Below are 12,052 nucleotides of genomic sequence, written 5' to 3'. Positions count from 1 at the left end.
ACAATATGGATCATCTTCATATCAGCATTTACGTGCTGGGCCTGCTCGTCCTTTTAGCGCTGGTCTTCGACTTCATGAACGGCTTCCACGATGCCGCCAACGCGATCGCGACGGTGGTGTCGACCGGGGTGCTGAAACCCCAGACCGCGGTGGCCATGTCCGCGCTGTTCAACTTTGTCGCCATCTTCACCGTCGGCGTGCACGTCGCCTCCACGGTGGGCAAGGGCACCGTCGACCCGCACATCGTCGACCAGTACGTGATCTTCGGTGCGCTGATCGGCGCCATCGTCTGGAACGTCATCACCTGGTACTACGGCATCCCGTCCTCGTCCTCGCACGCCCTGATCGGCGGCCTGGTGGGCGCGGCCGTGGCCAAGTCGGGCACTGGCGCGCTGGTCGGCGGCGGCCTGCTGAAGACCGTCACCTGGATCATCCTGTCGCCGCTGCTGGGCTTCCTGCTCGGTTCGCTCGTGATGCTGGCCGTGTCCTGGATCTTCGTGAAGACTCCACCGCGCAAGGTCGACACCTGGTTCCGCCGCCTGCAGCTGGTTTCGGCCGCGGCCTATAGCCTGGGCCACGGCGGCAACGACGCCCAGAAGACCATCGGCATCATCTGGATGATGCTGATCTTTGCCGGCGTCTCGCAGGCCGGCGATGCCGCGCCGCCGCTGTGGGTGATCATCTCCTGCTACACGGCGATCTCGCTGGGCACCCTGTTCGGCGGCTGGCGCATCGTCAAGACCATGGGCCAGAAGATCACCAAGCTGAAACCGGTGGGCGGCTTCTGCGCCGAATCGGGCGGCGCCATCACCCTGTTCCTGGCCAGCGCGATCGGCGTGCCGGTCTCGACCACCCACACCATCACCGGCGCCATCGTCGGCGTCGGCTCGGCGCAGAAGGCGTCGGCGGTGCGCTGGGGCGTGGCCGGCAACATCGTCTGGGCATGGGTCTTCACGATCCCGGCCTCGGCCTTCATGGCGGCGATCGCCTGGTGGATCGGTACCCACATCCTGTAAGCGGACATCGCTTCCCATGAGAAGGGCAGGGTGAAAACTCTGCCCTTTTTGTTTGTGCACGCCACGCAACAACGTTCCCTTACTTTTTTGTTATCGTAAGTAGTAATATTACACAGTGGCTCTTGCCACCGATAATAATCAGAGGGGACGATATGCTAACCAGACGTAGTTTAACTTCACGGCTGCGCTTTGCTGCAGCCGTTTGTGTGTCCACGGTACTTGCCGGCGCATTTTCCGGATGTGGAGCAGGGGACAGCACGCAACAGGCCACCAGCTCCGGCACCCGCCTGCTGGCAGCGGCACCGAGCGCATCCGCCGCGCCGGTGGCGCCCGGCAGCATCCGCATGCACTTCCACCGCATCCAGAACGACACCGCGCAATGGGGCGTGTATTCCTGGGACGGCCCGCAGCACCCCAGCTCGGCCTGGATCACCGACCGCTTCATGTTCGCGAACACGGACGCCTTCGGCGGCTACGTCGACATCCCGCTGGCTGCGGGTAAGAGCGCGATCTGGTTCCTGGTCACCGACGGCACCGGCTTCAAGAACTGCGGCAATGACCAGCACGCCGACCTGAACGCGGATGTCACTACCAAAGGCCAGGAAGTCTGGCTGATGGAAGGCGATTGCACGGTCTACAGCAGCGCGCCGGCGCTCAGCTACGGTAACCTGGGCAACGCCAGCGCACACTGGCTGTCCGCCACCACGCTGGCCTGGCCGGGCGTGCCGGCCTCCGGCGCCAGCTATAAACTGTTCTACGCCGCGAACGGCGGCTTGAGCGCCACGCCCGATGCCGCCAGCGGCCTGGCCGGCGCCGGCGGCAGCTTCGCCCTGAACCCGGCGCCGCTCACGGACGCCCTCCGCCAGAAGTATCCGCACTTGCAAGGCGCGACCGGCTTGCAGCTGTCCAGCGTCGACGCCGCGAAAGCCGCGCAGCTGGCCAGCGGCCAGTTCGCGATCGCCCAGTACGACGGCGGCGGCAATCTGGTGCAGGTGACCTCGCTGCAGATGGCGGGCATGCTGGACGAGGTGTTCGCCCCGGCAGCAAGCAACGCCCAGCTGGGCCTGAGCTTCGACCGCAGCGGCGCACCGACCTTCCGCGTGTGGGCGCCGACCGCCAAATCGGTCTCGCTGAACGTCTATCCGAATGCGACTGCGGCGGCCACCGGCACCGTGGCGATGACGAAGGATGCGGCCAGCGGCGTGTGGCGCTACACGGCGCCGGACGCCTCCTGGACCAACCGCGCCTACTACACCTACACGGTGCAGGTGCTGTCGCGCTGGGCGAACAATGCGCTCGTGACCAATACCGTCACCGACCCGTATTCGCTCAGCCTGAACGCCAACAGCACGCGCTCCTTCGTGGCGAATCTCGACAGCCCGGCGCTGAAACCGGCCGGCTGGGACGACCAGCGCATTCCGAAGCTGGACGCCCCCACCGACATCGCGCTGTACGAGCTGCACATCCGTGACTTCTCGGCGCTGGACAAAACGGTGCCGGCCGCGCACCGCGGCAAGTACCTGGCCTTCACCGACGTCGACGCCAACCCGATGCGCCATTTGAAGTCGCTGCAGAAGGCCGGCATGACCCACGTGCACCTGCTGCCCAGCTTCGATTTCGCCAGCGTGAACGAAGCCGGCTGCGTGTCGCCGACGATCCCGAACGCCGGCGCCGACTGGACCGACCAGCAGGCCGCCGTCGCGCAGGTAGCGGACAGCGACTGCTTCAACTGGGGCTATGACCCGGTCCACTACAACGCGCCGGAAGGCAGCTATGCCAGCGATGCCAACGATGGCGCCGCGCGCGTGCGCGAGTTCCGCGCGATGGTGCAGGGCCTGCACGAGACCGGCCTGCGCGTGACCATGGACGTGGTCTACAACCACACCAGCCAGTCGCAGCAGGGACCCTTGTCGGTGCTGGACCGCATCGTGCCCACCTATTACTACCGCCTGGGCGCCAACGGCAACATCCTGAACGACAGCTGCTGCGCCGACACCGCCCAGGAAAACGCGATGATGGGCAAGTTGATGATCGACTCGGTCTCGCTGTGGGCCAAGCAGTACAAGGTCGACAGCTTCCGCTTCGACATCATGGGCTTCACGCCGCTCGATCTGCTCAAGCGCCTGCAGGCATCCGTGAACCAGGCCGCCGGCCGCGACATCTACCTGTACGGCGAAGCCTGGAACTTCGGTAACGTCGCCAACGACGCCCGCTTCGTGCAGGCGCGCCAGGCCAACATGGCCGGCACCGGCATCGGCTCCTTCAACGACCGCATGCGCGACGCCGTGCGCGGCGGCGGCTGCTGCGACAATGGCGGCGCCCTCGTCAGCCAGCAGGGCTTCATCAATGGCGTGTGGTACGACCCGAACGGCCAGGCCAACCAGAGCCGCGACGACGCCCTGCGCCTGGCCGACATGGTGAGGGTAAGCCTGTCCGGCACCCTGCGCGACTACCGCTTCACCGACCGTTTCGGCTCCCTGCGCACCAACGCCCAGATCGACTACTTCGGCCAGCAGGCGGGCTTCGCCGCGCAGCCGTCGGAGACCATCAACTACATCGAGGCCCACGACAACCAGACCCTGTTCGACATCAACGCCTTCCGCCTGCCGCAATCGACCTCGCTGGCGGACCGTGTGCGCGTGCAGAACCTGGGGGCGTCCATCGTGCTGCTGGCGCAGGGCGTGCCCTTCATCCACGCGGGCCAGGAGATCCTGCGTTCGAAGTCGCTCGACCGCGACAGCTACAACGCCGGCGACTGGTTCAACCGCCTGGACTACAGCTACGCCTCGAACAACTTCGGCGTCGGCTTGCCGATGGCGGGACCGAACCAGGACAACTGGGGCATCATGGCGCCGATCCTGCGCAATCCGCTGATCAAGCCGGACACGCGCGCCATCCTGTCCGCCAAGGCGGCCTTCGAAGACCTGCTGGCGATCCGCAAGGACAGCAGCCTGTTCCGCCTGCGCACGGCCCAGGACGTGATCGATCGCCTGAAGTTCCACAACGTCGGCCCCGACCAGGTGCCGGGCGTGATCGTGATGGAAATCGACGGCAACGATCCAGGGAAGTATGCGGGCGCCCAGTACAAGGGCGTGGTGGTGGTGTTCAACGTCGACAAGACCACGAAGACCATCGCCGTGCCGGCCTTGAGGGGCCGCAAGCTGCAGCTGCACCGCATCCAGCGCAACGGCAGCGACGAGGTGGTGAAGGCGTCCGACTTCGAGCGCAACGGCGGGACCTTCAGCATCCCGGCGCGCACGACGGCGGTGTTCGTCCAGAACGCCGGCGACTGAGGCGGACCGCGGCAATGAAAAGGGCCAGGGGTTCAAGCCTGGCCCTTCGTTTCCGGTGGCGCCGGCTTATTTGCCGCCCGGCCCGTTGTTGACGCCGCTATTCATGATGCGGTCGTTCTCCATCGCCTGCCGGTCGACCGTCTTGACGTTCTCGGACGGCGCGGCCTTGCGTGGAATATAGGTGCCGAGCGTGTAGCCATGATCGGTCTCTTGCGAGCCCTTAGCCGTGCCTTCGGTGGCACATCCGGACAACAGGGCGACGCCGGCCAGCGCCGCCAGGGTGAAACGTTTCATTGCTTCTCTCCTCGGTTGAACTACGGTTGAGTTAATCATTTTACACATACTGCGCGCACCATCTTGATGTCGGTGATCCCGGCCAGCACCTTCTCGATGCCGTCCATCTTCAGCGTCAGCATGCCGTCTTCCAGCGCCTGGGCGAGCAGCGCGGCCACGCGCGCGTGCTCGGTCAGCAGGCGCCTGGTCTTGTCGCTGCCGAGCATCAGCTCGTGCAGGCCGACCCGGCCGCGATACCCCTTGGTGCACTCCGCGCAGCCGACCGCGCGGTAGAGCGTGAAGCGGCCGTCCGGACCGGCGTAGCGCTGGCGCCAGGTGGCCAGAACCTGTTCGCGCCCGGCATCGGGATCGCGCCTGAAAGCTTCGGTCGCCTGCAGCTCCTCGCAGAATTCCGCCAGCAGGGCCTTCACTTCGTCCTCGTCCGGCGCATAGGCCTGGCGGCAGTGGATGCACAGGCGCTTGGCCAGGCGCTGGGCCAGGATGCCGATCAGCGCGTCGGCAAAGTTGAACGGGTCCATGCCCATGTCCAGCAGGCGCACGATGGATTCCGGCGCGCTGTTGGTGTGCAGGGTGGCGAACACAAGGTGGCCGGTCAGCGAGGCTTCGATGCCGGTGCTGACGGTCTCGCGGTCGCGCATCTCGCCGACCATGATGATGTCCGGATCGGCGCGCAGGAAGGCCCGCATCACGGTGGCGAAATCCATGCCGGCCTTGCGGTTCACCTGCACCTGGCGCAGGCCCTTTTGCGTGATCTCGACTGGGTCCTCGGCGGTCCAGATCTTGGTCTCCGGCGTGTTCAGGTGCGACAGGATGGAGTGCAGGGTGGTGGTCTTGCCGGAGCCGGTCGGGCCGCAGACGAAGAACAGGCCGTAGGGCTTTTCGATCGCGCTCTTCAGCCGTTCCAGGTTGTGCGGCAGGATGCCCAGCTGCGCCATCGGGATCGGTTCGCCGGCCTGCAGGATGCGCATCACGATGTCTTCGACGCCGCCGGCGGAGGGCACGGTGGCGACGCGCAGCTCGATGTCGAGCGGGCCGTATTTCTTGAACTTGATCTTGCCGTCCTGCGGCTTGCGGCGCTCCGAGATATCGAGATCGCACATGATCTTGATGCGCGCCACCAGCGCGTTGCGGTAGCTGGCGGGGATCTCGATATAGGGCACCAGGGTGCCGTCCTTGCGGAAGCGCACGCCGGTCTTGCCCTTGCCCGGCTGCGGTTCGATGTGGATGTCGGAGGCGCCCTGGCGGTAAGCCTCGACGATGATCTTGTTGACCAGCTTGACCAGCTCGTTCTCGACCGCTTCCGAGACTTCGGCGCCGCCGTCCTCGTGCTCCTCGTCGCCCTCGTCCAGGCTGGACAGCAGCTCGCCGACCGAGGCGTTGTCCTCGCCGGCGCTGGCGCTGCCCTTGCCGAACCACTCCTCGATCGACAGCCGCAGGTCGTGGCGCGTGGTCACGCGCAGGGACACGCGGGCGCGCTGGAACACCTGGCTCACGATGCGGCTGCTGGCGACGCGCTCCGGGTCCAGCGCCATTACCACCAGGCCATCCTTGCCGTCTTCCAGCGGCAGCCAGCCGTTCTCCTCGATGTACTGCTGCTTCAGGTTGCGCAGCAGCTCGACCGGCTTGATGCGGTCCTGGCGGAAGGGCTCGTAGGGCAGTCCGAAATAGCTGGACAGGGCCTGGCCGATCAGCGATGGGCGCAGGCGGTAGTCTTCCTGCAGCACCGCCTCGATGTCGCGGTCCTTGTCGCGCGCGGTGCGCGTGGCCCGTTCCAGCTCGGCGGCCGACATCACCGCCTCCTGCACCAGCGCATCGTACTTGCCGCGCGGGCGGCGCGGCTGCAGCCGCTGGAACAGGGCCACCGACAGGGTCTCGCCCAGCTGCTTCACGCCTTCCACGCAGATGGCGGGGAAGGGACCGCCGCCCTGGTGGTTGATGAACTGGACCACGCCCAGCAGCTCGCCGTGCTTCGAGACCAGCGGCGCCACCAGCATCTCGCGGGTACGGTAGCCGGTGCGCTGGTCGACGCCGCGCTGGAACTGCAGCTCCGGCGAGAGCCGGCGCAGTTCGGCGTCGTCGTAGACGTCGGCGATGTTGACGGTCTGGCGCGCTTGCGCAACGAAGCCGGCCACCGAGCTCGGGCCGACCGGCAGCTTGAGGTCGCGGAAGGACGACAGCCCGGTCTTCACGCGCGCGACGATGCTGTCCTTTTCCGGCGAAACCGCGTACAAGGTAAAGCGGTCGCTGTGGAACAGCTCGCAGAAATCCAGCCCGAGGTCGAGCATGATCTCGTCCAGGTTGGCGGTGGCGTGGATCTTGGTGGTGACTTCCTGCAGCTTGCGGAAGAAGGCCTCGCTGCTCACAGCTCGACCTCCAGCCCTTCGCTGGCCAGCACCACGCGCAGGCCGTTCAGGCGGCCTTCGAAGCGTGCCAGGGCCTGGGCAAACACGGCTTCCAGCTCGTCGTCGCTGCGCGTCGGTTCGTGGTGGGTGCAGTACAGCGCCTTTGCGCCGACCCGCAGCGCCATCTCCAGCGCGCCGTCGAAGGTGCCGTGGCCCCAGCCCTGCTTGGCCGGGTATTCCTGGATCGTGTACGAGCAGTCGACGATCAGCGCGTCGACGCCGGCCATGGCGGCATCGATCTCCTGCTGGCGGCGCGCGATCTCCTGCGCCATCGCCGCGTGCTGCGGATCGTCCGCCGCGCATGGGTTGTAAAAGGCTTCGTGGTCGCCGGTGAAGAATACCGACTTGCCGTCGCAGCCGATGCGGTAGCCGAGGTTGGTGACCGGATGGTTCATCACCACGTTGTCGATGCGGACTTCGCCAACGTGGTGCGGCTCGCCAATCTCCAGGGTGCGGTAATCGATGGTGGCGTCCATCCGTTCTTCGCTGACCGGGAAGTAGCTGTTCTGCAGCTGCACCGCCATCACGTGTTCGATGCCCTTGCCGGTGACCGGATCGTGGGCGCCGTGCAGGCAGACCCGCGTGCCCTTCACGAACAGCGGCGTGAAGAAGGGCAGGCCGTGGATGTGGTCCCAGTGGCTGTGGGTGATGAAAATGCTGGCGCGGATGTCGCCGCCGCCCGCTGCACGGCGCGCCATCAGGTCCTGCGCCAGCGCGTAGATGCCGGTGCCGGCGTCGAGGACGATCAGCTCGCCGGCCTTGCTGCGAACTTCGATACAGGTGGTGTTGCCGCCATAGCGGACGGTGCGCGGCCCGGGGGAGGGGATCGATCCCCGCACGCCCCAGAATCGGAATTTCATAGCGTTCCCTAGTTATTCTGTGTTCTTTTTACAGCCTGTGCAGCTGTGAATAATAGCCCCAATGAGGAGGGGATTTCTGCAAATTTGCAATTACGCATCACCAGGTGTACAGGCCGCGGCAACAAGGATAAACTGTTTGTCATTACACACCGGCAACAATCAATTCCGCCCCCATGCAAGAGCTCACCCCGTCCAATATCGCCGAGCGGCTGCACCTGCTCACCGAAGTCAGCGTCGCCCTTGGCGAGAACCACGACATCGAGGCCTTCCTCGAGCGCATCCTGCGGGTGGCGAAAGGCATGACCAATGCGGACGGCGGCACGCTGTACCGCCCCAGCGCCGACGGCCAGAGCCTGTGCTTCCACATCTCGCTGAACGATTCGCTGGAGATCCACCAGGGCGGCATCAGCGGCAACAAGATCGACCTCCCGCCGATCCCGCTGTTGGATGCCTACGGCAGCCGGAACCTGGCCTCGGTGGCGGCTTATGCGGCCAACTTCAACCAGTCGGTCAACATCGAGGACGTCTACAAGGCCGACGTCTTCAACTTCTCCGGCATGCGCCTGTTCGACCAGACCTTCGGCTACCACTCGCAGTCCTTCCTGACGGTGCCGATGACCGACCACGAGGGCGAGCTGGTGGGCGTGCTCCAGCTGATCAACGCGATGGATGCCGAGACCGGCGCGATCCGCAGCTTTTCCAGCACCGACCAGCGCTTCATCGAGGCGCTGGCGTCGCAGGCCGCGGTGGCGCTCACCAGCGAGCAGCTGATCCAGCAGCTGGAGAACCTGCTGGAGGCGCTGGTCAACCTGATCAACATCGGCATTGACGAGAAGTCGCCCTATACCGGCCGTCATTGCCAGTTCGTGCCCGAGCTGACCATGATGCTGGCGGAGGCCGTGCACAAGACGGACAAGGGACCGCTGGCCGACTTCAGCATGAGCGACGCCGACCGCAAGGAACTGTGGCTGGCCGGCCTGCTGCACGACTGCGGCAAGATCACGACGCCGGTCCACGTGGTCGACAAGTCGACCAAGCTGGAAACCATCTTCGACCGCATCCACATGGTCGACACCCGCATCGAGGTGATGCTGCGCGACGCCGAGATCCGCGCGCTGAAAGCCAAGCTGGAGCCGAACGCCAACGTCGCCGCCATCGACGACCTGCTGGCGGCCGAGCAGAAGCGCCTGGTTGACGACCGCGAGTTCCTGCGCCGCGCCAACGTCGGCGGCGAGGGCATGCTCCCGGCCGACCAGGAGCGCGTCTACCGCATCGCGCGCCAGCGCTGGACCGGGCCGAATGGCCAGGAGCGCGACCTGCTCGACGAGGAAGAAGTCCGCAACCTGACCGTGCGCTTCGGCACCCTGACCGACGACGAGCGCAAGATCATCAACAACCACATCTGGGTCACGATCCGGATGCTGGAATCGCTGCCCTGGCCCAAGCACCTCAAGAACGTGCCGGAATACGCGGGCGGCCACCACGAGCGCATGGACGGCAAGGGCTATCCGAAAGGCCTGACCCGCGACCAGATGTCGGTGCAGGCGCGCATCATGGCGATCGCCGACATCTTCGAGGCCCTCACCGCCGCCGACCGCCCCTACAAGAAGGGCAAGACGCTGTCGGAGTCGCTCGCCATCCTCGGCAAGTTCGCCGAGAACGGCCACATCGACCCGGACCTCTTCGACATCTTCGTGCGCGAGAAGGTCTACCTGAAGTTCGCGCAGCAGCACATGGATGCGCACCAGGTCGACGCCGTCGACGAGAGCAGGATTCCGGGTTATCGGGCGTAAGCTGTGAGGGAAAAGTTTCGCAACGGGTTTCGCAAATTCGGGGCGCGCTGGGCCGCCGGCCTGGCACTGACCCTGGCGGCCCTGCTGCAGGTTTCGGGCGACCTGCGCCTGGATGCCGTCGACCGTCTCGATACCTTCATCGCCGGCCTGCGCATGCGCCTGACGCCGGCCGTGCACGACCCGCGCATCGTGATCGTCGACATCGACGAAAAGAGCATCGCCAGACTGGGCCACTTTCCCTGGAACCGCAAGGTGATGGCGCAGCTGACGTCCGGGCTGACCGACCATTACGGCGTCGCCGCGGTCGGCTACGACATCGTGTTCGCGGAAGCGGACGAGAGCTCGGGCTATGGCGTCCTCGATGAACTGGCACGCAAAGAGTTGAAGGACGTGCCGGGCTTCGCGCAGAAGGTCGGCGGCCTGAAGGAAGCGCTCGACTACGACGGCCTGCTGGTCAAGGCCCTGCGGGACAAGCCGGTGGTGCTGGGCTACACCTTCACGGATTCCGAGCGCAAGGGCAAGCTGCCGGCGCCGGCCTTCCGTGTCGAGGACCTGAATGGACGCGTGGTGCCGGCCATCGGCAACGACGGCTATATCGCCAACCTGGCGCGCCTGCAGGACGCCGCCGCCGGCGGCGGCGTGTTCACCGCCATCCTGGATGCGGACGGCATCCTGCGCAATGCCGCGCTGCTGGTCAGGATCGGCGATGCCTACTACCCGACCCTGTCGCTGGCGACAGTGGCGGCGGCGCTCGGCGCCAGCCCGCCAAGGCCGGTGTTCCTCAAACCCGCCGACCAGCTGTCGGCACGCGAACTCGCGACCGCCGCGCCCGAAGCGATCGGCATGTGGGTCGGCAGCGGCAAGGAACGCCGGCAGCTGCAGGTCCGGGTCGGCGAGAAGCTGACCGACGCCATCGAATTCCGCGGACCGGGCGGGCGCGACGGCGGCGCCTTCACCTACGTTTCGGCCAGCGACGTGATCGCCGGCACGGTGAGCAAGCCTGTCCTCGAGGGGAACATCGTGCTGGTCGGGACCACCGTGCCCGGCCTGAACGACTTGCGGCCGACGCCGGTGAACCCGGAATATCCCGGGGTCGAAGTCCACGCCAACATGATCAAGTCCATCCTCGACGACACGATCAAGTTCAGGCCCGACATGGCGGACGGCGCCGACGCCGCGATCCTGGTGCTGGCCGGCCTCGTGCTGGCGCTGGCGCTGCCTGCCCTGGCGCCGCTGCCTGCCGTGCTGCTGGCGGCGGCGGTGGCGGCCGCGGTCTGCGGATTGAACTACTACGTCTACCACGCCCTCGACTGGATGCTGCGCCTGGGGATGTCGCTGAGCCTGATCGCCCTGCTGTTCGTCCTCAACCTCGCCTGGGGCTACCTGTTCGAATTCCGCAAGGGCAGGGCGCTGGTCTCGCGCTTCGGCGAATACGTGGCGCCGGAGCTGGTGGCGAAGATGGCCGAGAACCCGGAAGCCTACAACATGGACGGCGAGAGCCGCGAGCTGTCGGTGATGTTCGTCGACGTGCGCGGCTTCACCACCATCTCCGAGGGCCTGAGCCCGAAGGCGCTGCGCGAGTACATCAACCTCTATCTGACGGCGATGTCCGAGGACATCCGCTCCAGCCACCAGGGCACGCTCGACAAGTACATCGGCGACGCCGTGATGGCCTTCTGGGGCGCGCCGGTGGCCTTTCCCGACCACGCCAGCCGCGCGGTCGCGACCTCGCTGCTAATGCAGGCCTCCGCCGAGCGCCTGAACCGCGACTTCCTGAAGCGCGGCTGGCCCGAGCTGAAGATCGGCATCGGCATCAACACGGGCCACATGCACGTCGGCGACATGGGGTCGAGCATCCGCCGCGCCTACACCGTCATGGGCGACGCCGTGAACCTGGGTTCGCGCCTGGAGGGCATCACCAAGGTCTACGGGGTCGGCATCGCGGTGGGCGCGGCCACCCGGCTGGCGGCGCCGGAATTCGCCTACCGCGAGCTGGACCTGGTGCGGGTCAAGGGCAAGAACGAGCCGGTGGCGATCTTCGAGCCGCTCGGCAAACCGGTCGAGCTGGCGTCCACGATCATCGACGAGCTGCGCGACTGGGACGAAGCCCTGGCCTTGGTGCGCGCCCAGCGGTGGAATGAGGCCGAGCGCCGCATCGAGGCCCTGCGCGCGGCGCATCCGGCGCGTGGTCTGTACACGCTCTATCTGGAGCGGATTGCCGTCTGGCGCGTACAGCCGCCGGGCGAGGGCTGGGACGGCGTCACGACCTTCGAGACCAAGTAAGCGCGCGACCAGCCTGTATCGCTCGTGCAACGCCGGCGCCGCCCAATCCCCCCACCACGAGGGGAAGATTCCCTATTTTCATGAAATTTTCTCCTAGGCAAGTGATCCATG

General features: G+C 66.2%; 7 protein-coding genes. 4 read left to right on the top strand and 3 right to left on the bottom strand.

Annotated features, from left to right (window positions below):
* The first annotated feature begins 5 nt into the window (after positions 1–5).
* The gene (locus AC07PE_RS02145) at positions 6–1,016 is read left to right on the top strand and encodes an inorganic phosphate transporter (protein WP_498761148.1); all 1,011 of its coding nucleotides are present in this window, start codon (positions 6–8) and stop codon (positions 1,014–1,016) included.
* Between the two features lie 206 nt (positions 1,017–1,222).
* Complete coding sequence (pulA, locus tag AC07PE_RS02140) at positions 1,223–4,309, top strand: pullulanase-type alpha-1,6-glucosidase (protein ID WP_498761146.1); 3,087 nt, start codon at positions 1,223–1,225, stop codon at positions 4,307–4,309.
* A 66-nt stretch (positions 4,310–4,375) separates the two neighbouring features.
* On the opposite strand, the gene AC07PE_RS02135 is transcribed toward pulA, so the two are convergent.
* The 3 genes from AC07PE_RS02135 to AC07PE_RS02125 all read right to left on the bottom strand — a co-directional run bounded on the left by AC07PE_RS02135 (position 4,376) and on the right by AC07PE_RS02125 (position 7,865).
* On the bottom strand, positions 4,376–4,603 hold the full coding sequence (locus AC07PE_RS02135; protein WP_498761144.1) for a hypothetical protein: 228 nt from the start codon (positions 4,601–4,603) through the stop codon (positions 4,376–4,378).
* A gap of 35 nt (positions 4,604–4,638) precedes the next feature.
* Positions 4,639–6,393 (bottom strand): GspE/PulE family protein, encoded by a 1,755-nt coding sequence (locus AC07PE_RS02130; protein ID WP_498762938.1) that lies wholly within the window; start codon positions 6,391–6,393, stop codon positions 4,639–4,641.
* Between the two features lie 569 nt (positions 6,394–6,962).
* Positions 6,963–7,865, bottom strand: coding sequence for an MBL fold metallo-hydrolase (locus tag AC07PE_RS02125; protein ID WP_498761142.1), 903 nt, complete (start codon positions 7,863–7,865; stop codon positions 6,963–6,965).
* A gap of 173 nt (positions 7,866–8,038) precedes the next feature.
* Here AC07PE_RS02125 and AC07PE_RS02120 point away from each other — a divergent pair, with 173 nt between their 5' ends.
* Together AC07PE_RS02120 and AC07PE_RS02115 are read left to right on the top strand one after the other, a co-directional pair.
* Positions 8,039–9,658, top strand: coding sequence for a GAF and HD-GYP domain-containing protein (locus AC07PE_RS02120; protein WP_498761140.1), 1,620 nt, complete (start codon positions 8,039–8,041; stop codon positions 9,656–9,658).
* Between the two features lie 3 nt (positions 9,659–9,661).
* A complete protein-coding gene (locus AC07PE_RS02115) occupies positions 9,662–11,941 on the top strand; it encodes a CHASE2 domain-containing protein (protein ID WP_498761138.1) in 2,280 nt (759 codons plus the stop codon).
* The last annotated feature ends 111 nt before the right edge of the window (positions 11,942–12,052 follow it).

It is taken from the genome of Telluria sp. GW821-FHT07G12 (assembly GCF_059418525.1).
This window is presented reverse-complemented; position numbering and strand designations above follow the sequence as displayed.

What these genes read in the sequence shown, in the direction of transcription:
- AC07PE_RS02135 (WP_498761144.1), bottom strand. Translation starts at nt 4,603, where the DNA reads ATGAAACGTTTCACCCTGGCGGCGCTGGCCGGCGTCGCCCTGTTGTCC.
- AC07PE_RS02120 (WP_498761140.1), top strand. Translation starts at nt 8,039, where the DNA reads ATGCAAGAGCTCACCCCGTCCAATATCGCCGAGCGGCTGCACCTGCTC.
- AC07PE_RS02130 (WP_498762938.1), bottom strand. Translation starts at nt 6,393, where the DNA reads ATGTCGGCCGCCGAGCTGGAACGGGCCACGCGCACCGCGCGCGACAAG.
- AC07PE_RS02145 (WP_498761148.1), top strand. Translation starts at nt 6, where the DNA reads ATGGATCATCTTCATATCAGCATTTACGTGCTGGGCCTGCTCGTCCTT.
- AC07PE_RS02125 (WP_498761142.1), bottom strand. Translation starts at nt 7,865, where the DNA reads ATGAAATTCCGATTCTGGGGCGTGCGGGGATCGATCCCCTCCCCCGGG.